Raw genomic sequence first — 26933 nt, forward strand, 5'->3', positions numbered from 1 at the left:
TATCAAATAAAATGGCTAATCAAGATCGTAATATCCTTGTTACCTGCGCCCTTCCCTACGCAAATGGTCCAATCCATTTAGGCCATATGCTTGAACATATACAAGCTGACATTTGGGTTCGATTCCAACGCTTACGTGGTAATAATATTCACTTCGTATGTGCTGACGATGCACACGGTACGGCGATCATGTTGAAAGCTCAAGAAATGGGAATTACACCAGAGCAACTCATTGCTGACGTACAAGCGGATCACGAAAAAGACTTTGATGGCTTTAATATCAGTTTTGATAATTACCATTCAACACATTCTGAAGAGAATAAAGCATTATCTTCACAGGTTTATCTTGCTTTACGTGATAGCGGTTACATCACTAAAAAAGTCGTTTCTCAGTTATACGATCCTGAAAAAGAAATGTTTTTACCCGACCGTTTTGTAAAAGGTACTTGCCCTAAATGTAAAGCAGAAGAGCAATACGGTGATAACTGTGACGTTTGCGGTGCAACCTATAGCCCAGCTGAAATGATCAATCCAAAATCAGTGGTCTCTAATGCAACACCCGTCATGAAAGATACTGAAAATTTATTCTTTGATGCACCACAATTTCAAGAAATGTTAGTCGAGTGGACTCAATCAGGTGCACTACAAAGTGGTATCGCAAATAAATTAAGTGAATGGTTTGAAAGTGGTTTGAAAGCTTGGGATATCACACGTGATGCTCCTTACTTTGGTTTTGAAATACCAGATGCACCGGGTAAATTTTTCTATGTATGGTTAGACGCCCCAATCGGTTACATGGGAAGTTTTAAAAACTTATGCGACCGTACTGACAGTTTAAATTTTGATGATTACTGGAGTAAAGACAGCACAGCTGAGCTTTATCACTTCATCGGTAAGGACATCATTAACTTCCACGGTTTATTCTGGCCAGCAATGTTAGAAGGAGCAGGATTCCGTAAACCAACTGGCGTTAACGTACATGGTTACGTGACAGTAAATGGTGAGAAGATGTCTAAATCTAAAGGCACATTCATCAAAGCTAGCACTTATATGGAACACTTAGATCCTGAATGTTTACGTTATTATTACGCAGCTAAATTAACATCACGCGTTGATGATTTAGACTTTAACTTAGAAGATTTCTCACAACGTGTAAATTCTGATGTAGTGAATAAGTTAGTAAACCTAGCATCTCGTACTGCAGGCTTTATTGCTAAAAAATATGATGGTCAATTATCAGCTGAAGTATCAGAGCCGGAGTTATACCAACAGTTTATTGATGCCGGTGAGTCAATTGCAGAGCAATTTGAAAAACGTGAATTTGCACGTGCTATTCGTGAAATTATGACATTAGCTGATATCGCTAATAAATATATTGATGATAAAGCACCGTGGGCATTAGCAAAGGTTGAAGGTAAGGAACTGGAAGTACAAGATATCTGTTCAATGGGAATTAACTTATTCCGCGTTTTAATGACTTATTTAAAACCAATCATGCCAAAATTGACTGAGCGTAGTGAAGCATTTTTAGATGAAACCTTAACCTGGGATAGCATCAGAACACCATTAGCAGGACATAAAATCAATAAATTTAAAGCGTTATTCCAACGTATTGATCCTAAACATGTTGATGCAATGGTTGAATCATCAAAAGCAAGTGCTGCAGCAGATGCAGAAGCGAAAGCAAAATCTGCTGAAGCAACACAAGCAGCAAGCCAAAGTGAGCTTGATAAAGAGCCAATCGCCGCGGAAATCGATTTTGATACGTTTGCTAAAACAGACCTACGCGTTGCGTTAATTGCAAAAGCAGAGCATGTGCCTAAAGCAAATAAACTATTAAAATTGACGTTAGATTTAGGTGGCGAAACACGTACTGTATTTGCTGGCATTAAATCAGCTTACAACCCTGAAGATTTAGAAGGTAAATTGACAGTCATGGTGGCAAACCTTGCACCACGTCAAATGAAGTTTGGTTTATCTGAAGGCATGGTACTAGCAGCAGGCCCTGGCGGTGAAGATATTCATATCCTAAATCCAGATTCAGGTGCGAAGCCTGGTCAACGTATTATGTAAGCATTAATAGCAAATTGTTATTGATAGGAAAGTTTAGACACTTAAATCTCTCCTAAGAAAGTAAAAAAGCCGATTATATTTCTTATAATCGGCTTTTTTTTCAGAGGTTTTTCACATAATTAAAACCACACCGTGCTTGTATTGTTCGTTGATTAGGTAGCTTAAAAGCCACGCCCCAAGTTAATACATATTAGATATTGATCTCGGGGCGCAGGATTCATCCTGCCTGCTTATTAGGTGGCTTAAAAGCCACGCCCCAAGTTAATACATATTAGATATTGATCTCGGGGCACAGGATTCATCCTGCCTGCTTATTAGGTGGCTTGAAAGCCACGCCCCAAGGTTACTAAATCTGAATAAAATTCATTAATAATGTAGATAAGTCATGACACTTATTCGGGGCACAGGATTCATCCTGCCTGCTTATTAGGTGGCTTGAAAGCCACGCCCCAAGGTTACTAAATCTGAATAAAATTCATTAATAATGTAGATAAGTCATGACACTTATTCGGGGCGCAGGATTTATCCTGCCTGCTTATTAGGTGGCTTAAAAGCCACGCCCATGTTTGTTATTCAATAAGCTAGCTTTACAAATCACAATTGAAAAACTGACAAAAAAATACCGACTATATTTTTATATAATCGGTATTTTATTAGCGATAAATTAATAAGTTATTATTAATTTAAATCTGCAATAGGACCAACATCTGCGGTTGTTAAAGGTGTTGGTTTTACAAAACTAGGTTCGCTTGTTTCTTTTAATAGTTGGTCATCCGTTAATGTAATTTCTGCTCCCGCATCAGCCCCCTCTAATTCCATTGCGGAGCCAGTCGCATAAGCAACATTACCATTCCATGTATTAGATGAACCTTGCGCATAAGAGAAATATAAATCCCCTGCGTCGCCAATTACAATATTATCCGTTAAATTATTACCCGATGGCATGATGCTATATTTGCTACCGCCCACCTGAATACCGCCATTAAGATTATTCACAAGAATATTATCTTTAATAGTCGCATTAGTTGTTGTTTCATGATTATTCGCACCAGAGCTATCTGACACATCACCAGAATCCACTAGAATAGGTAATCTCCAAGTATCACCTGATAGGTTCTCCATGTAGTTTCCTGTAACGAGATGGTTTGCACCATAAATTCGCACACCACCCGTTTGATAGTTAGGATCACTTACTGTTGCACTCTCACCCGTACCATAAAAATAGTTATTAATTGCTTTATTATCATGACCTAAACGGAACGACAATGAGCCCATTGAATTTAAAAATGTATTATTTGAAAATTCATTGTTTGACGTTTTTACCGTCATAATTTCATTTTCACCATCAGTATCTTCAAATAAGTTATATTCAACTAAATGATATGTTTCAACATCTTGAGATCCGTTATCACCAAATACGATTGCTTCACGGTCTGAATCACCGGCAACTGAACCATCGGATTGAACATAGGCAATAATATTTTTGAAGTAATTATGGTGGATATGAGCACCTTTTGTCATTGTGCCAGTATCATCGTCATACTGGAACTTAATGTAACTTCCTGAATTTATTTGTCCATCGTCTTCTACAATGACATCTTTATCTATAAATTCGTTATAAGCGATCGATATATTTTCACTTGATTCAGTTAGCACTAAAGATGTTTGTCCATCGATAACACCTGCATGATCAAATTTATTACGTAATACTTTAATGTTTTTGGAATTTACAATTTTAAATAATGTGCTTGAATCATTAGGTCCAAATACAAAACCTTGTATTGCTATATTTTGAGAATTAGAAATAGCAGCTGTTTCTAAAGTAACACTTCCGACATTTTCAGCACGGATAAGTACTTGAGAATCAAAACAAGTGTCTTTAATTGATATTTGACCATCGCCAGTAACAACTATCTCATCTCCACCTTTAACAATACCGCTTTTAAGTAAAGTACTTAAATCATCAACTTCTGAAACATGAGTTGCTCCTGACACACTAGGAGTTGCATCAGATCCCGTAATTTCTAATGCCTCTGAACAAGCATAAGTATTCGCTTCCTCTTCATCATCTTCTTCTTTGTCGCCATCGTCAGGTTTTGCATCTGCAGATTTTATTGTAAAATTAATGGTCTGTTCTGTGCCATCAATTGATTCCACAGTAATACTGTCACTACGTGTTTCGTCTTTTTCTAAGTCACCAAGCTCTTCAGCTTCAGGCACTTCCAGTGTCCATAAGCCTTTTTCAGTAACAGAAAATAAACCATACATAGTAGATGAACTCGTTTGGGGAATAAAAGCAGCTTCGCCTTCATCAGGATCAACAATTGATAGTTTCCCTTCTGCAGCATCTTTATAATAGAAACTTAACGATGTATCTCCACCGATAACAGCAGCAGTGCCCCCCTCTAGATCGGGTGTTAACCCAGTTTCTGGACTTGTATCAATCTCAGGATCAGTATCTATATTTGGTGTAGTAGAGGAACTACTTGAAGAGCCACAACCTGTTAATAGAGTTGCGATTGCCGAAGCAATAATTAATTTCTTAAACATGAGCCATTCCTTGGTTATTTATGTATATTTCACAAAATACAGTGATAATGTTGTAAAATATTCAGGAAGCTCACACTTTCATTAAAGTCTAATCTTTTACTTTCCAATCTCGTGATCTATATCTAAATAGGTAATATCTTCAAGACACAACAAAGTAACTATCAAATATTTAACCCTACAATAAAAAAACCTGATTCCAATAAATATTGAAATCAGGTTTTGTTTTAAAGTTAGTGATTTAAGAATCTACTGCCATCCCTTAAATTTTCAGTAATGGCAAGATTGATTAATCAACACGCTTAACTAAACGTACTTCATCAAAATGAGCTTCCGCATCACTTGCTGGCGCACCTGTATAAGTTAATGAGAACTCATCTACACGAACCTCAAGCTCTTTATTACTTTCAACCTGCGCAAGCAGTTCTTCATTTGAATAGTTAGCGGTATCAACTGTGATATAAGCAAATATCTCCATAGTTTCATGTGAATTATTTGGAATATCAAGCGTTACTTGCTTGAAACAATCTTTCACTGAACCTTCTGGTGCATCATCTAAATCTTTAACATGTGCAGTACTTTCTGCAATAACAAGACCTTCAGTATCCTTCACTCCGTAATGAAGCGTTGTTACAGAATCTTCTTTTTTATTATCACAGTAATATAACGAGTATGTTAAATCAGTTGCTGTAGGAATATTATGTACAGTCTGTCTTAAACCAGGTGTTGCTGTAAAGTCATGATTAGTTTGCCCTTTTTTGAATCTGATTCGAACAGAACCATTTGAGTCAACATCATTGAATGCACTATCACCTGAACTACCTACATCACCTAACCCTGCATCTGAATCTTCATCAGTTTCCCAGTTACCAGTATCACCACCTCTAAAGCCACTTAAATCACCATCTACAAGCTCTGCGTTTAAAACAACTTCTTTAGCTAATGCAAGTTTGATTTCACCTGATGTTTCAGCAGATCCTGTGGTGAATTCATGAATAACATATGTGTAATCAGAAGTACTTTCCTCACCTTCAAATACATGGTCATTAACAGAAATTGAGTACACACCTTTAACAAATGCTGATACGGCATATCTAGTACTTGGTGTTAATTCAACATTTGATTGAGTTACATCGTTAGTTCCTTGAATAACTAAGCTATGTCCTGCAAAAGCACCATCAGTTGTTACCGATGCACCTGACCAACCTGTTGCATCATCTTCAAAATCAGCATTGCTAATTTCAGCTTCAACCATGATAGCTTCTGGTTTTGGATAGTCGTATGACGGACCAACATCTGCATAAGTTAATGGTTTGCTAGTAGCAACATTTGAATTATCATCATCAGCGCCAACTTGAGTCACTTCACCTCGTTCAGTACCATCCATATCCATTGTTACAGAATCAAAATCACCTTTGTCATATGAGCCTGCAATAAGCGATGAAGGACTAATTGGACGATAGATACCATTTGTAGCTGCCAACATTGGAGAAGTTTCTAACGTAGCCCCTAAATCAGAATCAGTAATAGATGATGTATCTGCTAACTCTGAACCGTATACGTGGTTACCAGTATAAACAGAGTCATTACTTACACTACGATCGGTTTGTACAAAAATAGGGCCAACAGCTTGATCTACAATATTGTTTGCAAAATAAACTTGTTTTGGTTGATCCGACTTACCACCACCATCAATGTTTACACTATTTACACTATTTACCACAGTGTTATGAGCAACATGGATATTTTCAACTTGCTGATAACCATTATTACCATCACCTGCACCATCAGATCCTAAAATAACAATACCACCATGATGCGTTGTTGCTTTATAACGTGCGCCTTCAATATAGTTATTAGTCACAATGTGGCCATCATCAACGATACGTAAACCACCTGCGAATGGATAACCATCACCAAATACAAAGTTGCCATCAATCACATTAGTATTACCATGACGGTTAGTAATTGAACCATAACTATTACGAACAGTATTATGAGAAATTACATTATTTGATGCTTTATTAGAAACAACTTCAGCTTCACCTTGAATATTTTCAAATAAATTACCTACAACGAATGAATTACCAGGGTAATGATGAGTATCACTTAAGCCTGTTCGAATTGCTTCATAATCATTATCACTGCTACCTGCGTACATTTTCCCATCAGCTGGCGGACGATTAGCAAAATAGTTATTGTAGACAACAACACCTTGCGTAAGCATTGGAAGTTTTTCTTCATCAGTCACTAAATCTCCACTCAACCAACGATCTAAAGAAACCATTGGATTCGCAGCTGTTTTTCCACTAAAGATATTATGGTCAACCCAAATATCTTTACCAAAAATTTTAGCTAAAATACCGCCGCTTCCTGTTGCTTCGGCAGTATCAACCGTGACTTCGGTAATACGACAGTTATGACAAAGATCTTCAAGATTACTGCCCAATCGTGTTTCAATTAAAGCACTGCTAAAGGTAATATCTTTAAATACTAAACCTTGTAACTGAGTATAGGTTCCGCCCATTTTAATTGAAATTTTACCGCCCTCAAAAATAGCTTTACCCGGATTTTCTGCAGCCACTTTAATGGGTTGAGCTTCCGTTCCTGCTCCACCCATTTTCAGCTGTAAATCGTCAGAATAAGTACCATCAGCAAGACAAAGCGTGGTACCTGCTTCCATCTCTTCCGATACTGCATCTTCTAATACAGAAACTGATGTAAATACTTCTGTACAGTTAACTTCAGGAACAGTTTTAACGCCTGCGGGTAAATTAGGAATATCCAGTTCAATATCTGGAACCTCTGTATCTGGAGCCCCTGTATCTGGAACTTCTGTATCTGGAACTTCTGTATCTGGAACTCCTGGAGTTGGTACACTCGAATCATTCGATCCCCCACATCCCATTAATCCGGCAATCATTGAAGCTAATATTAATTTCTTGTACATATACAATACCTTCCTTGGTTATTTAAAAACCCCGCTAATATAATCAGAAAATAAAGTAAAACAATTACAAAGCTCACACTTATTGAACGATTGCCAAAAGACTGATAAATGACGTGATCCATCTTCAATAACCACAAAAATAAAATGCCTATTTAGGGGTAGTTTATTTTCCTGGTCAATGTCGATATTCAAAAATTGAAAGCACAATAGAAATAATCACTAAGAAGATTTCATCTGTTAAATAGATAAATTAGCGCTCTCAAGGGCTAAAAATCTATAAATAAAGTTTCATCAATAATTAGGTAAGCTATTTTAGGTAGGTAAAATAATAATATTTAAGTAGAATAACTTTATGGCTTATTGTGTTTATTTAGAAACTTAATAGTTGGATTTTTAATCACTAATAAGATGCCGCTCAATATCATTAAGCTTGATATTAAAAAAGTAATCGAAACTCTTTCATCTAATAAAATAAAGCCTGCAATGGCTGCAAATACTGGCACTAATAGTTGCACCACTGCAGCCACATTATGACGTAGACCTTTTAATGCTTGATACCATAATAAATAACCGAGTGCAGAAGCAAATACCCCTGATAAAACAGCATTAATGACTCCGACAAGGCTTAGATGACTGCTTTCAATATTGATTAGCATAAGAATAAATACGAAAGGTAGCGTGCGAAGAAAGTTATAAATTGTATCAGCACTAGGATCAGTACTTTGTTTTCCTGCAAGTGTATAAAAAGCCCAGCTGATACCAGATACACACATTAAGATAAATGCAATTAACGAAGGGCTTGAGATCTGCGGGGCTAACAAGTATACAAAGCCAACAATCGCGAGCAACAATCCACTCCATTCAGCAATGCTTAAAGAGCGTCCTTTGCATAAACCGATGATTAACATGGTAACTTGTACAGTAGCAAATAAAACTAACGCACCTGTTGCCGTATCTAATTGGATATAAGCATAGGAAAAAGTCAGTGCATAAATAAACAACCAAAGCGCATTTAACCAACTCCCGTTGCGACTTGTCGCTTCTCTCTTTTTATTTTCATTTTTAGGAGTTAAATAATAATGTTTAAAAAACAATAGGCTTGCTAAAAATAGGCTACCAGAAAATAATCTGATCACAGTAAAACTGCCGGCATCAATTTGATCTCCCCCTAATGCTAAACGGCAAAAAACAGAGTTAGCGGCAAAAGCAAATAAAGCAAAAATAGTGAGAGCAAAGGTTTTATTAAACATAATAAGCCAATTCGATTCCATGAAATAACAAAGCCTGTTAATAAACAGGCTTTGTTGAATACTAGTAATAAATAATGCTACTAAATAAAGAAAGTACTAATTAAACCAATAATACCACCAAATACACCACCCCAAACAACTAACCAGCCTAGGTGTTTTTTGATCATGGCTTGAATAATTTCTTTTACTAATTGTGGTGTTAGTTCATCTAACCGTTGTTCAATTATTTTTTCTATTTTAGCTAAAATATCCTGCATCATATCAGGTTGTTCGATCTCAGCTTTTAATAATTCAATAAATTCATCATCCTGAGTTAAATCAATAATTGATGTTTTCATGTGTTTGATAAAAGGTTCTCTTAATGGAGTTAATGCTTCTTCCCCACCAAACATACCAAGCATGCCACCAAAAGATGATTCCATAATCACCTTTACCAAGCCATCATAAGTTGGATTTAAGTCCACTTTTTCAATCACTGGTTGCAGATTTAATTGAGCAGGAGAAAAGCTACCATTTGATAAAAAACGATCAACATTTTCAGTAGTAAAAAATTGTTGCATCATTAAATTTCTAATGCCTGATTTAAACTCTTCAAAGTGTGCAGGTACAACACCAGAACCATATAAGAAAGGCACTTTCTCAAACAACATAAATACAGCTAGCCAGTTAGTTAATGCACCAGACAAAGCAAATAAACCAATCATAGTTAGCATTGCTGCCAATTCTGTTTTGCCTAGCATAAGGCCAATAATTAAAATTAATCCAGAAAGTAGATTAGTGACTAAACTTTTATTCATGTTTTTCCCTTTAACTTTTGTATTTTTAGCCGAAAAAAAATCCAGTTAAAAAATAACTGGATTCTTATTATTAATGAAAACTAATCATAGATAGGCATTGTACTTATTTTGAAACTTCTTCACGTAACTTTAAGCTACGTAATGCTTTATCAAGTACGCCATTAACAAATTTATATGACTCATCTGTTGCAAAGTCTTTTGCTAATTCAATTGCTTCATTTAATACCACTTTATGTGGCACATCAGTACGGTATGTTAATTCAAACATTGCTAAACGTAATACTGCAATATCAACCATATCAACATCATCAATTTTACGAGATAAGTATGGTGAAAGTTTTTCGTCTAAAGACTCTACATTTTGCACAACACCCATTAATAATTCTTTGAAATAAGGTACATCTGCTTTAGACATATCTTGATCAACAGAAAACTGTTCAATAATTTGTGTTACACCGGTTTGAGTGATTTGCCACTGATAAATTGCTTGAACAGCAAATTGGCGAGCACGACGGCGTTCAGCAGGTTTCATTTTCATTATCCTAATTCCGCCATTACATTAATCATCTCTAACGCACCTAAAGCAGCTTCACTACCTTTGTTACCCATTTTAGTGCCAGCACGTTCAATCGCTTGATCAATTGAATCTGTTGTTAATACACCAAATGCAACTGGGATATCAAAGTCTAAAGATACTTGTGCTAAACCTTTATTACATTCATTTGCCACTAAATCAAAATGAGGAGTACCACCACGAATAACACAACCTAATGCAACAATCGCATCAAACTGTTGTGAAGCAGCAACACGTTTAGTTGCTAATGGTAATTCAACTGCACCTGGCACTCGAACTACAGTGATATTTTCATCTGCAACTTGACCAGTACGTTTAAGGGTATCAATTGCACCCGCTAATAACTGCTCATTGATAAAGCTATTGAAGCGAGAAATTACGATTGCGATTTTAGCTTGTGGTGCAACTAAGCCACCTTCAATTATTTTCATTTTCTACCCTTAATTACAAAATTTTTGTGCATTCTAACACAATTTTTTTCCATATCGATATTGTTTATTCAGTGATGTATTCAACTACTTCAAGTCCAAAACCTGATAATGCGTGATACTTTTTCTGGGAGCTAAATAAAGCCATTTTTTGCACGCCTAAATCTTGTAAAATTTGTGAACCAATACCCACACGACGGCTTGCACCTTGCGCTTTTACTGCAACACGTTCGCCGCTATCTTCTTTATTAATATATTTGATTTGCTCAATTAAAGATTCAGCGGTTTCTTGGTGGCCTAACATCACTAAAACACCACCCTCTTTTGCTAAACGCTCAAGCGCATTATTTAATGGCCAAGTACGAGCACCTAAACGATCAGAGAAAAAGTTATCAGTAAATGTATTTTGTAAATGAACACGAACGTTAGTGACTTCACCTTGTTTCACTTCACCATTCACTAATGCAAAATGCACTTGTTTATCAATCGTATCTTGATACGCCACTAAATCAAATTCACCAAATGCTGTTGGTAATTTACACTGGCTAACACGTTCAATGGTTGTTTCATTATTGTTACGGTATTCAATTAGATCAGCAACCGTTCCTAATTTTATGTCATGCTTTTTAGCAAAGACTTCAAGGTCGCTACGACGCGCCATGCTGCCATCTTCATTTAAGATTTCAACAATCACCCCTGCAGGTTCACGCCCTGCTAGACGTGCTAAATCACAACCGGCTTCAGTATGACCTGCGCGAGTTAATACACCACCTGCTTGTGCTTTTAAAGGGAAAATATGTCCGGGCATAACAATGTCAGCGGCTTTAGCGTTTCCAGCAACTGCAGCTTGTACTGTTACCGCACGGTCGGCTGCCGAAATACCTGTTGTAACCCCTTCTGCAGCTTCAATTGATACAGTAAAGTTAGTTGAAAATGCAGCAGTATTATCTTCTACCATTAATGGTAATTTTAATTGTTCACAACGTTCTGCCGTTAACGTTAAACAAACTAAACCACGGCCGTAGGTTGCCATGAAGTTAATTGCTTCAGGAGTCACTAAGTCTGCAGCCATAATTAGATCGCCTTCATTCTCACGATCTTCATCATCCATTAAGATAACCATTTTACCTAAACGGATATCTTCAATAATTTCAGCGGTTGTATTTAACTTCATTTTTATTCCTTAATCTTGTATTAACCCATGAAACCGCTTTTTGCGAGCAGCTCCATTGTTGTTTTTTGTTTTTTGTTTGGCTCAGCAGCTTGTTCACCTAAAACTAAACGTTCTAAGTAACGTGCAATAACATCAACTTCTAAGTTAACGCGTGTACCAATCGTATACTGTTGCATAATGGTTTGACTGATCGTATGTGGAATGATGGTTAATTTAAAATTAGCACCTTCAACTTCATTAGTGGTTAAGCTAATTCCATCAACAGTAATAGAGCCTTTTTTAGCAATATATTTTGCTAAATCATCTGGAGCTTTAACCCAAAATTCAACTGCATTACCTAATTCAGTAATAGAGATTATTTCGCCGACACCATCAACGTGGCCACTGACAATATGCCCACCAAATCGATCATTCATTTGCATTGCTTTTTCAAGGTTGATCATGAAACCCGGTTTGATATTTGAAAAGCCACTTAATTTAATTGTTTCATGTGATACGTCTGCATTAAAGCTATTACCATTTAACTGTGTCACTGTTAAACAAACACCGTTATTAGCAATACTATCACCCAATTTGACATCACTCATATCCAACTCACCGGAGTGAACTGTGATTGTCATATCTTTTTCATTATTTTGAATTGCAGTGATTTTGCCCACTGCTGCAATAATGCCTGTAAACATATTATTTCCGATGGTTAATAAGACGAATATCATCACCAATCTGTATTACAGAATGTAATTTAAGCTTGATAATATCGTTCATCGTTGAAAAGTTGGGTAAGTTTACTAAGTTTCTGCTTTGATCGCCCATTAATTTTGTCGCTTGATAGAGAATAAATTCATCAACAAGGTGTTTTCTGAATAATTCGCCGGCTAATGTAGCCCCTGCTTCAACCCATAAATCATTTATTTCATAGTGATTAAGTTGTTGCATTAAATCATTGAGGTCAATTCGTTGTTGCTTATCAGCTTTACAAATTATTTGCTCAACGTCTGCTTCACAGTGTGTAAATAGTGCATTATCTCTAGCAGATAAAGACACCAACAACACCTTTCCAGGTAAATAGAATAACTTTTCTTGTAACGATAATTTATTATGAGAATCTACAATAATACGTATTGGCTGGCGTAATGCTTGCTCACTTACTAAATTTTGATCAAATTCAGGACTATTGATTAACTCTTGATAACGTACGTTTAGACTAGGGTCGTCTGCAAAAACAGTCGCATTCCCTGTTAAAATAGCACTTTGTTGTGCACGATAATATTGAACATCAGCTCTCGCTTCAGCACCAGTTATCCACTGACTTAGTCCATTTTTAAGTGCTGTTTTCCCATCTAAACTAGACGCCATTTTCACTGTGACGCGTGGGCGATTAGATTTCATACGCATGATAAACCCTGGGTTTAAAGCTTCAGCTTGCTCTGTTAATAAACCAACTTCAACTTTAATGCCTGCGTCTTCTAAAATAGCAATGCCACGCCCTGCTACTTTAGGGTTTGGATCAACCATAGCAATAATAACTCGTTGAACACCCGCTTTAACTAAAGCAAGAGCACAAGGCGGTGTGCGACCAAAATGAGAACAAGGTTCTAGGGTTACATAGCAAGTTGCATTGCTTGTTTTTCCGCTCGCCATTGCAAGTGCATGAACTTCTGCGTGCCCTTCACCTGCTTTTAAATGAGCCCCTTCACCAACAACTGCTCCATCATTAACAATCACACAACCAACATTAGGATTCGGAGATGTAGTGAAGCGACCACGTTTAGCCAATTCAATGGCTCGCTGCATTTGTTTTTTATCAAACTCAGTAAATGACATATAAAATAATACTTTTGAATAATATGATGGATTAACTATTTATTTAATTTAGCAATTTCTTCACCAAATTCTTTTACATCTTCAAATGCTCTATATACAGATGCAAAACGAATATATGCAACTTTATCTAGCCCTTTTAGTAAGTCCATGACTAGCTCTCCAACCATTTTTGAAGGAACTTCTCGCTCGCCTGTCGCCCGTAAAGTAGACTTTAGTTTATTAACTGCACTTTCAACGGCTTCAATACTGACAGGTCGTTTTTCTAATGCGGTATTGATCCCAACTAACAATTTCTCATCGTTGAAGGGTTCTCGACTTCCATCAGATTTAATTAAACGAGGCATAATTAATTCAGCAAGCTCAAAGGTAGTAAAACGTTCATTACATTCATTACACAAACGGCGACGACGAACTTGCGATCCTTCTGAAACGAGTCGGGAATCAATTACTTTGGTATCTTGAGCATGGCAAAAAGGACAAAACATAGTACAGTTCTCTGATTAATAAGCATCTAAATAGTATTAATTTAGTTATTGCGCCTCTTTTCTCCACACTTGGATTAAGTACTAGTAACAGTTCTGATTAAGAGGCTAAAATGTGGTTCTAAGTTAACATAAATTTAGTTTTAAATGGCACTTTATAAAAAAAATTTAAACAAACAATTAAGGAAGTTTTATGGCACAACAAAATATGATTGTCGGAGGTGGGTGTTTCTGGTGTGTTGAAGCAGCATTTAATCAAGTTAAAGGCGTAATAAGTGCCGTATCAGGTTATTGTGGTGGACAAGCCGAAGATGCAAATTATGAAAAAATATGCACAGGGAACACTGGACATGTTGAAGTTGTTAATATTACTTTTGATGATCAACAAATAAACTTTGCTCAGCTATTACATCTTTTTTTTAGTGTGCATGATGCAACACAAGTTAACCGTCAAGGTAATGATATCGGAACACAATACCGATCGGTTATTTTTTACCAAAATGCAGATCAGCAAAAAATAGCATTGTCATTAATTGAAGAATTTAATCAAAAGCAATTATTTGATAAAAATGTTGCAACAAGTGTAGAGCCTGCTGGTCTTTTTTATTCAGCAGAAGATTACCATCAAGGTTATTATTTAAAAAATCCAGAGCAAGGTTATTGTATGGCTGTTGTTGCCCCTAAATTTCAAAAATTTAAAGCACAACATCAGCAATTACTGAAATAAGCAGCAGAATAAAGTTAAGCAATATCACTTGGTGCCGTAATAAAACCTTGGTACCCCGTTGCTTGTAATGAACGAAGTCTATTTAGTTGTTCATTATCTTCAACTGCTGTAATTATTACATCAATATCTAATCCCCGAGCAGTATTAATAATAGCTCGGGTCAATTTACTACGTTCTTCTAAGTCACCCATTTCTATTTTATTCGTCAGTTTACAAGACAATGATTGATCTAGTTTAACGTAATCTGGTTTGATTTCTTGCAAATAAGCTAATGACCCAATTCCACGCCCACAATTATCAATTCCTATCTTTGCACCACTTTCTTTTATTACATGAGCGAAATGAACACTTTCTTTTGGATAAGTTAATATTGTATTTTCTCTTAGTTCAAAATGAAAACGGCTTACATCATCGAGTTTACTAAGAAATAAACTTAACCAAGAGTGAAAAGAGCTATCAACTACACTATCACTTGTTATATTGATGGCAATTGTCTCATGGCTGTCAATGATCGAAGGAGATTCAGCGATGGTTTCAAGTAATAATTGGTCAAACTGACGCCCTAAAGTAAGTTGCTCAATATAAGGCATAAACTCTGCGGCCCTGATCGTTTTATTTTTAATATTTAAACGAGTATAAATTTCATGGTGTAATATATAACCATCAGTAAATGTCATTGCAGGATGCCACTGAAGTAAAAAGCGCTTCATTGTGATTGCTTCTTTTAATTGTTCTTCCCAATTTACTAACGTATTTTCTTGTTTGATGTCGCATCTATAAAAACAACTCACTTTTTGCTCTTTTAAAGCCTGTTGTAATGCATTGTCCGCATTCGCTAATAGCTGTGAACCAGTCATATCTGTAATACGTAAAGCACTACCAATAGTAAAGCCTTGCTCAACATAACAATTTGTACTTTGCTGTGCTTGATTAATTAAACGGATCATTTTTTGTAGATAAACTTTTATTTGTTCCTCTGAGGCTTTTGTCACTAAAAAAGCAAACTCTTTTTTGGAAATCCTAGCAATAGTACAAGGTGCAATTAACGGTAAGGATTGTTGCATTTCTTTTGCTAAAATTCTGATGGTGTTATCTCTAATTTGAAAACCAAAATCAGCATAAAGATTATCTAACCAGTCTAAACGGGCAATTAATAATCCACCATAGCCAGGCTCTCCCAACCAACTTTCAATTTGTGAGTTTAAGAATAAGCGATTAGGTAATTGAGATACTTTGTCCGTTAACTTTTCATTTTTTAAAGTAATCACTTCTTTATCAAGTTCTGCAAATACATTCTGCAGTTGTCCGGACATACTGTTCATTGCTAATACTACCTTTTTTAACTCAGTAGTTTTTGGGATCGCTAAATCAGATTGAAATTCTCGGTTTGCTATTAAGTTAGCTTGTGTAGCAATATGATTTAAAGGTTTTAGAATTTTTGTGAGACGTACATAGAGAATAGTTAAAGATAAAAGAAATAAAACAGCCAGTACCATCAACGTATCGCTCATCACTTTCCATAGTTGACTATATCCAATAGCAGGATTTGCTTCTATTTTTAACGTTGCTAATTGCATCCAACCATTAGTAATAATGGTTTCCGTACTTTGTGGTTGAAATAGATTTAAATCTAAAAACCATTGCGGCACATCTTCAACTTGGATTGGGTTCTCCCAACTTTTTTCGTGTTGATCAACTAACCAAGTTAAACTTACTTTTTTATAGAATCCACCTTCAAAGATAACATTAATCACTGTTTCAGCGGCAATAACATCACCCGTTTCTAAATGCGGTTGTAACATCAAAGTTAATGCATTAGTTGTATTATTTAAATCAGATTCAATTTGATTATCCATGAATACTTTGGTTTCTGTAAATTGGAAATACACTAAACTCGATATTACTAACAAAAATATACCTAATAATAATGAGTTAATTTGATTAAACAGGGTCATAAAAACTTACTCCATATTTGTAACAGGTTGTCTTAAATTTTTCAGACCCATACGACGATTTAAATCATCCCATCGTTTAAGTCTGCTTGACTTCCCAGCCACGACACCTTGTATTCTTTTTTTATTTAGCCATAACTGTTTACCGTTAAAGCTATAAATTGGGATTAAATCTTTACGCTCACTAGCTACTTTAATTTCCCCTATAAGATTATCTAAAATCAGAGGCTCAACTGTGGGTGATGGATAATAGGCTAACACCATATGATATTGATTTATCATCATCGCTTTAACCATAACAATACGTAATCTCTCATCTTTAATGCCCAACTCTAATAAACTAAAGTACTTCGCTAATGCAAAATCTTCACAATCACCTGCATTAGCACCAATAAACTCTAAAGGCGTTGCCCAATAGTTATTCTCTCCCCAAATTTTTTGATCAGTTGAGAACTCCAATTGATTAAAAAACTGATTAATACTTTGTAATTTTTGTTGATCATTTACATACTCTTTACCAAGGACTTCCACCCAAGCTTCCCCACGCTTAGCAGCCTGCTCACCGTAAGCATTTCCTAGAACGTCAACAATTCGTCTACTATCCAGTCTTGTGGGTATTGCAGCATGTAAAAAAGAAATACTCTCGCACAAAAAAAGACCCAACAAGAGTATTTTTTGCAGAGGGTAAATTCCGAGAGTAAACAGTTTAGAGACCACTATTGTGTACGATCATCAACGCTGTAAATAGTCCACTTCATATCTACAATTTTTCTTTCACTCACTATTTCAGCAACAATTCGTCTATTTTTTGCATGAATATATTCATCATTTCCTTCTAATAAGGGTTGTTCTGAGCCATATCCTTTCGCCTTTACTCGATTTTCTTCAATGGCATATTTACCGACTAATAGTTTTTTAATGGCTTCAGCTCGTCGCAGAGAAAGTTTTTTGTTATAAGCAGCCTGGCCTCTAATACTTGTATGCCCCTCTATCGTGACATCAACAGAAGGATACTCTTTCATGAAGTCAGCTAACCCTTTAATTTCATTATAATATTTAGGGTTTATGTAAGATGAATCAGTTGCGAAGTTTACCAATAACTTTCGTCGAATTTTCTCTACAACTTCAGAGCTACAACCTTGGCTATCAACGGCAGCACCAGCAAAACTATTTGGACAATTATCTCTTGCTGTAATAACACCGTCCCCTTCTTCATCACTTAAATCAAAGGCTTGTTTGGTTGGTTCTGGTGCCATATCAATAGCATTAGTTGAACAACCACTTAAAAATATAAGTCCGATTAATGCACTAACCTTCTTCATCGTAAACACCCCCATCAAAATTTTCTTCGCCTTTCCATGTTTCAGGACGAGTAACTCGCATAGAATCTAATAACAGCCCCATTGAATGTAATATGCGATATTGTGCAGTAATTTCTGAAAATTCCGCATCCAAAAAATCTCGACGAGCTTGATATAGTTCATTTTCCGTATCTAATAAATCCAATAAACTACGGCGTCCTACTTTAAATTGCTCTTGATAATCTGCTTGTGTATCTTTAGAAGCAACAACGTGCATTTTTATATACTTCTTTTGAAGGTTAAGTTGTTCGAAAGCATTCCACGACAAAATAAAGCCTTCTTTAACTTCACGATGAACATTGGCATTTAAAGCTTTTGCTTCATTAATCTTATAGGCACTTTCTGTTGCGTATGCATTATCCTTACCTCCTGAAAAAAGGTTATATCGGAAACGCAACATTGCGACTACATCATCATTTTCACCACCGACATCACCGCTGATACCATAGTCACCATCAGCACCGTCAACGTTATCGTTATAGTTAGCATCAATTTCAAAGGTCACTTCAGGATAATAAGTTGACTTTGAACTTTTGTACTGTGCATGAGCAGATTGAATATCGTTATTAGCAGCCCAAATGGCTGGGTGTGATTTAAAAGCGAGCTCTAAACCTTTATCTTCAGTTTCAGGTAATAGGCGACTATCAGGATACGGAATAACTAGATTTTCAGGTTTTTGATCAATTACTTTATAAAATTTTGTTTTACTATCTAAATAGTTGTTTTTAGAGGCAATTAAATTCGAGTGAGCCTTTGCTAAGCGACCATTAATTTGCGACAAATCAGCTTTACTACTAAACCCTGACTCAGTGCGTTCTTTGATTTGTTCATAAATATCGAGATGTGATTGTAGATTTTTTTCTGAGAGTCCTACTAATTTTTCAGTACGAATAAGATCAACATAGACTTTTGTTATTTCTAAAGCGATATCTTCTGCAAGAGAATGTAATCGCCACTGTTCGGCACTCGTTGCATAACTCGTACGATCAACTTCACTACTAGTATGGAATCCACTAAATAGGCTTTGTCTTAAACTCAATCCCAATTCACGTCTTGCTAAATTCTGACTATCACCATTATTTACTGTACTACTACGTGTGCTTGGACTGTCTGTATATTCATACCCAATACCACCCGTTAAGTCTAATGTTGGCCAATACCCAGCCTCCGCTTGATCCACTTGTTTTTCACTCACTTTAAAGCGTGTGAATGCAGCTTGTAACTGAGGATGTGTATCTAACGTATGAGCTACCGCTTGCTCTAATGACTGACTATTTACCTCTAAAGGTAAGAATCCCAAAGAACAGATAACAGCAAGTGCTGTTTTATTACTTATTTTTGTTTTTAAAGGTTTCATATATCCATACCCATACCCAAATTTATTTTAATATCCATAACCATTACTAATTTTAATATTCCCGTAGAGCCATCTCTTTTGCTCGTAATATAGGATTTAACATATATTGAAGGACCGTCCTCTTACTTATCATGATATCTACACTTGTCATCATACCGGGAATAATAGGCATATCGTTTTTACCTTTACTATTCATACTTGATTCATTTGTTCTTACTCGAACAATATAATAACTATTACCTTCTTCATCTTGCGTTGTATCAGCACTGATATGTTCCACAACGCCTTCAAGACCGCCATAACGAGTAAAATCATATGCAGTTATTTTTACTCTGGCTGGTAACCCGACATGAATAAAAGCAATATCTTTAGGGATTATTTTAGCTTCAACTAATAATTTGTCTTCCGTTGGAACAATTTCTAATAGTACTTGTCCCGGTTTAACAACTCCCCCTAACGTATTAATATGTAATGTTTTAACCGTGCCAACGACTGGTGAAGTGATCAACGCTTTACTTACTTTATCCTTCACTCCGACCTGTGCTTCTGTGATACGAGAGAGTAGACCTTGTTTTTCATTTAGTTGAGCTCGCGCATCCGTTCGGAATTTAAAAACCAGCTCCCTACGCTTTAAAATAGACTCTTCTAATGCAGATTCTAGCTTGGGTGTTAACAAACGTAATGCGCTTAGTTCACCATTTAAAGTATTAACAGTACGTTGTAGTTTTAATAACTCTATTTCTGGAACAATATTCTTTTCGGCTAATGGGCGTGTTAGCCTCAGTTCTCTATTTGCTAAATTTAAACTACTTATCAAGGTTTTAATTTTTGAATTTAATTCTTTTATTTCTTGGTCTCGTTGCTTAATTTGTTGTGCTTGGATAGCAACCTGATTAGCTAAATTATTCAGCCTTCCCACGTATTCTTCTTGTTGGCGCTTAACTAAAGTTGATGCAGTCGTTTGTAAGTCTTTAGGAAATTGTAAATCTTTTTCCTGTATTTTTATTTGCAGCTGCCAATCCTTTACATTTGCAATTAAAATACTACTTAACTCTGCACGTAAACGAATAATATCAGCTCTAAGTGCATCAACTTCTTGAGTTTGTTGCGCCATATCAGAACGAAAGCGTGTATCGTCAATTCTTGCTAAAGGCTGCCCTTTCGTCACCAACATACCTTCTTTAATATATAAATCTTGTAGGATCCCGCCATCTAGACTCTGAATTATTTGTACTTGTGATGACGGAATAACTTTACCTTCACCACGCGTTACGCGATCCAATTCTGCATAATATGCCCAAACAAAAAAACATATAAACAAAGCAGCTAGGGTCCAAACTATTAAACGTTGCGCTGTAGGTGTTTGTCTCAACATTGCACCATAAACATCATCAGCCATTTCTAAATCATCTTTAGATATTTTCATGATTTAGCTCCTTCAGCTGCAAACTTACCCGATTTAAGTTGTGCTAAAATAATATCCTTTGAACCATTCGCAACAACCTTACCTTGTTCAAGAACGATAATTCGGTCAACTAATTGCAATAAATTCATTTTATGTGTGATTAATAACAAACTACGATCTTTAACCGTTTGTTTCATCGAATGAATAAACTGCTTTTCAGCACGAGCATCTAAACTTGCCGTTGGCTCATCCAGTAATAAAACTTGCGGATCATTTAAAATAGCACGAGCTAATGCGACCGCTTGACGCTGACCTCGAGAAAGGGTTATACCGCCTTCACCAACCTGTAAATCCAAACCTTCAGAAGCCAGATCAGTAAATAAAGTAACACCTGAAAGTTGTGCTGCACGTAATAGTTGATACTCTGTAACTTGTCTCGTTCCAAACAGTATGTTGTCTTTAATCGAGCCATGAAATAAAGTGATATCTTGTGGTAAATAACCAATATTAGTTCGTAAATCACTCGGATGAATTTGCCCTTGATGCAGGCCATCATAACGAATACTACCCAGTACAGGTTTATACAAACCTAGAATTAATTTAGCGAGCGTTGTTTTTCCTGAACCATTACGCCCAATGATCGCGATTTTTTCTCCAGGTTTAATGTGTAAAGAAAATGGATATAATGCCATTTTTTCAGTATTAGGATAATGAAAAGAGACTTGTTCACACTCTATGTTGCCATGAAGTTTATGACGACTTACTAGGTGTCCTTTATTTTCAAATTCACCTTCTTGTTCCATGACACTATTTATTTGGCGTAACGAGCTCATGGTTTGATTATAGCGTGTCATTAATGAAGCTATTTTAGCCATTGGCCCAATTGCTCGACTTGATAACATAACGGCAGCAATAATAGCCCCCATTGAAATCAAACCTTCAGAAACACGATATACTCCCAATACAATAACAGCGATAATGGTCATTTGAATAATAAAGCTAGAAGCATTAGCGACTGAATTAGTAATAACCTTTGTTTTTAACTGCCACTTAGATGTGTGCCCGACCATTTGCTGCCAAGTATGTTGAATAATACCTTCCGCTCCATTAGCTTTAATAGACTCCATCGCAGATAGACTTTCTACTAAATGACCATGACGTAAGCCTGAGAATTTATTACTTTCTTCAATCGCAACTTTTAATTTTGATTGCACGATAAAGCTATAGCCAATAATAAGTACCGTAGCGACAATAGAAAAGAAAGCCAAATCTCCCGCAACAAGCCAGATAATAAAAATAAACAAAATAGAGAAAGGTAAATCAACTAAAGCGGTGATCGTAGCTGAAGATAAAAAATCACGAATACTATCAAACTCACCGAGTTGGCGAGCCATTCCACCAACACTAGAAGATCGTTTTTCAAGCGGAATACCAATTGCTTTTGCAAATAACTTAGAAGATATTTCAACATCAACTTTTTTACCCGCCACATCAATTAAATAAGCACGAATTTGTTTTAAAATTAAATCAAAGATGTAAGCAACACTAGCTCCGGCAACTAACACCCACAAGGTTTCAAAAGCTAAATTGGGTACTACTTTGTCATAGACATTCATCACTAATAAAGGCGACAACAAAGCAAAAATATTAACTAAAATAGAAGCAATTAATACATCTCGATAAATAGGTGCAGATTCACGAATACTTTCCCGTAACCAATGTTTTTTTGTACCTTCAATATGTACATCAAAATGTCGATCTCCATGGTACTTTTGTTTTATTAAAAATAAGTAACCGACATACTCAGATTCCAAATGTTCAATACTTAAAACTTCTTGTCCACCTGTTTCAGGAAATGAAACTCGAGCTTGATTAGCTGATAAATCAAGTTCATGTAAAATACACGCTTGTTTATTTTTAAGCATTAAAATACAAGGCAACAACATATCTGGAAGTTCACTTAAACTTCTGCGATCCATTTTTGCACTTAATCCTGCCCGGCTAGCAGCTTGAGGTAACAACTCTGGTGTGAGATGTTGATGCGTAAGCGGTAAACCAGCAGCTAAAGCTTCAGCAGAACAAGGTGTTGAAAAATGTTCACTCAATAAGACTAAGCAATCTAATAATGGATCGTGTCCTATACGTGTTGCAGCATTAATTTCCCATTGTGCAGATTTTTCTTGCTTCAACGTAGCTCCCTTATCTTCAGCAATAGACTCTGATGAATGGTCAGAGTCATTATTAACAAATTTATTTGAATGAATATTATTAATGCTAGTTTCCTTACTAGTAATTGTTATTCGAATTTAGATCATCATCATCTGAAATATTAGAAACGGTTACTTCAACAGCGTCTGAGATAATTAATCCTCCATCTTCATATAATTTATTTATAACAGTTTCTACCTCAGAAGTATTCAATTTACCTTCATGTTCTATTCCATCTAACTGTGTATTTTCCAATACAATAGTTGTACCTTTGTAGTTCTGGTATTGGTTAGCAATATCATTCATATCATAACTACTAACATTAATTGTTGTATTCCCATCCTCAAAACTAATATCAAAATATTGCCCTAATGATGTGTCAGTTTCACCTTGTAATAAATCACTTAGATCTAATTTATCTCCTTCAGCAACATTAAAATCAGTTATGGTGTCTTTGCCATAGGTTTCATCACTTAACCATACAAATGTATCACTACCACTTCCGCCAGTTAGAATATCGTCTCCAAGACCTCCATATAGTGTATCATCACCATCTTCTCCGGATAAGGTATCATCACCAGTGCCACCAAAGAGGTGATCATCTCCTGACTCTCCATCTAATGTGTCATTTCCTGCATCTCCATATAATACGTCAGTATCACCGCCTCCTTTTAAAGCATCATGACCTGTGCCGCCATACAAATAATCATTACCGCTACCGCCAGATAAAGTATCATTTTGAGAATCGCCATAGAGAATATCATCTCCATCATTACCTTCTAATTTATCTTCGCCTGAACCTCCATAAAGCGTATCGTTACCATCATTACCTTTTAAGGTATCATCTTGAGCATCACCATAGATGGTATCATCACCATCTTTACCTTTTATTTTGTCATCACCATCCAATCCATAGATGATATCATCTCCATCACTAGGGGAATCTGAAATACCGTAACTATTATCTACATTATCCGGATGATCAATACCACTATTTGGAGCAGGTATTCCAACATTATCAGTGTCTATGCCAGTACCATTTGCCTCATCAAAAAGAACATTAACTTGTACTACAGCAACATCTGAAATAATCCCATTTTTATCAATAGCGGTGTAATTAAAAGAGTCTGTTCCTATATAACCGTCAGTAGGAGTATATATAACTAATGATTTACCCTCTATGGTGGTAATAACTTCTACATTCCCGTGTTCAGGCTGAGTAATGCTATCAATAGATAATTCATCACCATCGTCATTTGCTAACACATCAATCGTTAAAGGAATACCAGCTAAAGTATCTAATACACCACCCGTTCCTGCATGGTAAAGATTATTAGCAACCCAAATGTTATCACCTCTATTCTCTCCATCAGCAATCGAGCCAGATTCTAAATCCAACTCTAAAGTATAACGACCACCTTGATCCCAGTAATAAAGCTCAACTGAATGTAACCCAGCTGTTAATGTTATTTCCTGTTGTGAGCCTGTTGGTGCAGTTATACCATCAAAATTAAATACTTTTTCTCCATCAATGAGAACCTGAAAACCATCATCGTGATTTACAGTAAAGGTATACAAACCAGCACTGCTAACATTGATATTACCCGTGAGTTTGATAATAGCGTCAGTCGCATCGCTCGATGATCCATCACCTACTTTAACGATCGTTTCAGCATCAGTATTACTACTACCTAATATGTAATCAGTTTCATTTGCAACACCAGATAAGAAGTTAATTAAATGTGTTGGCACACCATCAATAACATCTTTTGCTAAATCATTATTTTCACTAGAATTATCATCCTCTAAAGTTACACCAGCATAATTAATATTTGTTGAAATAAAGTTAATATTTGCAGGCGTATCATCAATATAATCTGTCACTATATCCAACGAAGTTAGATTAGCTGCATTTGAGTCATCATATCCCCAATACTCGCCAGCAAGCCCATGTACAATACTTCCATTGTCATCAACGGCAAAAGTACCGTCTGAAGTGACAATATCGACATCTTCCACATTTAATGAAACATCAATAGTAGCCTCATTACCTACTTCATCACTGATGATTACTTGATAAGTTACTTCATTATTTCCTGTTTCAAAATCATTAAATTGCGATTCAACACCTAATTCGGTAATTCTTATAACGCCATCATTATCAATACTGAAGAAACCATCAGCTGAAAGTTGTGTTCCGCCTGCAAATGAATAAGCTGTCACACCAACATTATCACTAGCATTAACTGCTGCAACTTCTGCATTCGCAGGTTGATTTTCATTATATGTAAATGTTTGATCTATTACGTTAGGCTTTTCATCATCAACGTTATTGACAATAGTATTTGGGTTAACAGTTAATGTAACATCAGCAGTTCCTGAAAACTCTCCATCAGTAGCGGTATAATTAAATACCACTAGCTTACCGTCGTTATCAATATCTAGATCAGAATTAGGAGTGAATTTAATTTTGCCATCCACAAGTTCCGCAGTACCCAATAAGTCAGCTCCATCCAAAATTTGAATTTGAACTAGGTTTCCATTTTCATCTACAACGGATTCGCCATTAATATGAGTAATGCTTAATTCATCGCCATCAATATCAGTATCATTATTTAATACATCTATGGTAACCGAGTTATGTGTATCAGTAATGATTGGGCCTTCAATCAATCCTTCGTTGATAATAGGGAAATAATCAACAGGAGCACGTAAATCAATAGGCGTATCGGCATTGGTACTTGTCAATTCGAATGATACATCTTCAGAAATAATACTCCCATCACTTTGAGTTGTAGAAATAGTTAATTCTTCAGTCAGAGTACGAGAAAGAGTCATTTCCTGAACCACGTATGAACCAGGCCCTTCTGACGTACCAAGCACAAAATAATCAACTGCTTCAGATGCATTAAATGTATAGGTAGCAATGTCATGTGCATCATTATGATAAATAACGTCACCAACATCATCTCTATACGTTTCGATAGAAGAGATAACTGTGCCATCTTCTCTATAAGCAGTGATGACTATCTGAGTACGAACAGTATCAGCAGCAGTTGAGTCAAAATATCCGCCTATACCACTTAGTTTGAAACTGATTTGGTTAATATTTTCACCTGAAATATCCACTCTTAATGTTTCATCATGGCTTAATCCGTTACCGCCACTTGCACCATCACCTATACCAATTCCTATATGCCCAGCACCATTTTTGACTTCAAATTCACCTTCAACTGAAGTTTTTATGACAACGTCTTCAACACCGATACCCGAAATAACCTGAGTTATTTCATTATTATCACTATTAACAGTCCCCCAGTCTTCAATGGAAGCAGTTTCGGTATTTGTACCAACTTGAATGTCACGAGTATCTGCATCAACAGCATCTTTATTAGGAACAAATTGCACTTCACTATCAGCTGGATAATTTATTCCAACTTCCATTTCAACCCAATCACCATTTTCATCTTTAACTTGAACTTGACCATTACCAGGTTGAGAATCAAGCCTAATACTAGGGTCAACTGGTGCGGAGTTATCATCTGCAATAAAAGGAGCATCGTTCACATCACCGACTGCCACGATTGATGTAGTCGTTGCCGTCGCGCCGTCATCATCGGTGGTCACTAAGGTAATAGTCGCATCACCATTGAAGTTCTCGGCTGGTGTGAAGGTATAAGTCCCATTTTCGTTATCAACGACAACCGTACCTTGCTCTGCTGGCACGCTTGCGGTCGTGGTCACCGTGCCATCAACATCTGCGGCCGTAAACGCCACTGTCACTGAGCCACTGTCTTCATCCAGACTGCCATTCGCAGCTGTAAG

Annotated in this window: 19 protein-coding genes; 2 read left to right on the forward strand and 17 right to left on the reverse strand. The window is 36.2% G+C overall.

Features of this window, described 5'->3' with window-relative positions; all coding sequences use genetic code 11:
• Positions 1-11: 11 nt before the first annotated feature.
• Complete coding sequence (gene metG / locus E2R68_RS06375; RefSeq protein WP_134276653.1) at positions 12-2072, forward strand: methionine--tRNA ligase; 2061 nt, start codon at positions 12-14, stop codon at positions 2070-2072.
• A gap of 678 nt (positions 2073-2750) precedes the next feature.
• Here metG and E2R68_RS06380 read toward each other — a convergent pair.
• The 10 genes from E2R68_RS06380 to nrdR form a co-directional block, all read right to left on the reverse strand.
• Positions 2751-4622: a chondroitinase-B domain-containing protein gene (locus E2R68_RS06380; protein ID WP_134276654.1), complete on the reverse strand. Its 1872-nt coding sequence runs from the start codon at positions 4620-4622 to the stop codon at positions 2751-2753.
• A gap of 286 nt (positions 4623-4908) precedes the next feature.
• Complete coding sequence (locus tag E2R68_RS06385; protein WP_134276655.1) at positions 4909-7569, reverse strand: polysaccharide lyase 6 family protein; 2661 nt, start codon at positions 7567-7569, stop codon at positions 4909-4911.
• 350 nt (positions 7570-7919) lie between these two features.
• Positions 7920-8819, reverse strand: a complete 900-nt coding sequence (locus E2R68_RS06390; RefSeq protein ID WP_243834620.1) for a DMT family transporter — start codon at positions 8817-8819, stop codon at positions 7920-7922.
• Positions 8820-8899: 80 nt separating this feature from the next.
• On the reverse strand, positions 8900-9616 hold the full coding sequence (locus E2R68_RS06395; protein ID WP_134276657.1) for a DUF445 domain-containing protein: 717 nt from the start codon (positions 9614-9616) through the stop codon (positions 8900-8902).
• 103 nt (positions 9617-9719) lie between these two features.
• A complete protein-coding gene (gene nusB / locus E2R68_RS06400; RefSeq protein ID WP_134276689.1) occupies positions 9720-10148 on the reverse strand; it encodes a transcription antitermination factor NusB in 429 nt (142 codons plus the stop codon).
• A gap of 5 nt (positions 10149-10153) precedes the next feature.
• On the reverse strand, positions 10154-10621 hold the full coding sequence (gene ribH, locus E2R68_RS06405) for a 6,7-dimethyl-8-ribityllumazine synthase (RefSeq protein ID WP_134276658.1): 468 nt from the start codon (positions 10619-10621) through the stop codon (positions 10154-10156).
• 64 nt (positions 10622-10685) lie between these two features.
• Positions 10686-11792, reverse strand: a complete 1107-nt coding sequence (gene ribBA / locus E2R68_RS06410; RefSeq protein WP_134276659.1) for a bifunctional 3,4-dihydroxy-2-butanone-4-phosphate synthase/GTP cyclohydrolase II — start codon at positions 11790-11792, stop codon at positions 10686-10688.
• A 20-nt stretch (positions 11793-11812) separates the two neighbouring features.
• On the reverse strand, positions 11813-12475 hold the full coding sequence (locus E2R68_RS06415; protein WP_134276660.1) for a riboflavin synthase: 663 nt from the start codon (positions 12473-12475) through the stop codon (positions 11813-11815).
• 1 nt (position 12476) lies between these two features.
• Positions 12477-13616: a bifunctional diaminohydroxyphosphoribosylaminopyrimidine deaminase/5-amino-6-(5-phosphoribosylamino)uracil reductase RibD gene (gene ribD, locus E2R68_RS06420; RefSeq protein ID WP_134276661.1), complete on the reverse strand. Its 1140-nt coding sequence runs from the start codon at positions 13614-13616 to the stop codon at positions 12477-12479.
• Between the two features lie 35 nt (positions 13617-13651).
• Positions 13652-14101, reverse strand: coding sequence for a transcriptional regulator NrdR (nrdR, locus tag E2R68_RS06425; protein WP_134276662.1), 450 nt, complete (start codon positions 14099-14101; stop codon positions 13652-13654).
• Between the two features lie 190 nt (positions 14102-14291).
• On the opposite strand from nrdR, the gene msrA reads away from it, so the two are divergent.
• Positions 14292-14825 (forward strand): peptide-methionine (S)-S-oxide reductase MsrA, encoded by a 534-nt coding sequence (msrA, locus tag E2R68_RS06430; protein ID WP_134276663.1) that lies wholly within the window; start codon positions 14292-14294, stop codon positions 14823-14825.
• Positions 14826-14839: 14 nt separating this feature from the next.
• On the opposite strand, the gene E2R68_RS06435 is transcribed toward msrA, so the two are convergent.
• The 7 genes from E2R68_RS06435 to E2R68_RS06465 all read right to left on the reverse strand — a co-directional run.
• Complete coding sequence (locus E2R68_RS06435) at positions 14840-16780, reverse strand: bifunctional diguanylate cyclase/phosphodiesterase (protein ID WP_134276664.1); 1941 nt, start codon at positions 16778-16780, stop codon at positions 14840-14842.
• 6 nt (positions 16781-16786) lie between these two features.
• Positions 16787-17428 (reverse strand): transglutaminase-like cysteine peptidase, encoded by a 642-nt coding sequence (locus E2R68_RS06440; RefSeq protein WP_243834621.1) that lies wholly within the window; start codon positions 17426-17428, stop codon positions 16787-16789.
• A gap of 65 nt (positions 17429-17493) precedes the next feature.
• Positions 17494-18099, reverse strand: coding sequence for an OmpA family protein (locus tag E2R68_RS06445; RefSeq protein WP_134276665.1), 606 nt, complete (start codon positions 18097-18099; stop codon positions 17494-17496).
• The gene (locus tag E2R68_RS06450) at positions 18086-19495 is read right to left on the reverse strand and encodes a TolC family outer membrane protein (RefSeq protein ID WP_134276666.1); all 1410 of its coding nucleotides are present in this window, start codon (positions 19493-19495) and stop codon (positions 18086-18088) included. The genes E2R68_RS06445 and E2R68_RS06450 overlap by 14 nt, the downstream gene beginning before the upstream one ends.
• A 52-nt stretch (positions 19496-19547) precedes the next feature.
• On the reverse strand, positions 19548-20921 hold the full coding sequence (locus E2R68_RS06455) for an HlyD family type I secretion periplasmic adaptor subunit (protein WP_134276667.1): 1374 nt from the start codon (positions 20919-20921) through the stop codon (positions 19548-19550).
• Complete coding sequence (locus E2R68_RS06460) at positions 20918-23089, reverse strand: type I secretion system permease/ATPase (RefSeq protein ID WP_134276668.1); 2172 nt, start codon at positions 23087-23089, stop codon at positions 20918-20920. The genes E2R68_RS06455 and E2R68_RS06460 overlap by 4 nt, the downstream gene beginning before the upstream one ends.
• Before the next feature lie 97 nt (positions 23090-23186).
• On the reverse strand, positions 23187-26933 hold a 3747-nt coding region (locus E2R68_RS06465), incomplete at its 5' end, for an Ig-like domain-containing protein (protein WP_134276669.1).

This window comes from Psychromonas algarum, from assembly GCF_004376845.1.
Lineage (GTDB): Bacteria > Pseudomonadota > Gammaproteobacteria > Enterobacterales > Psychromonadaceae > Psychromonas.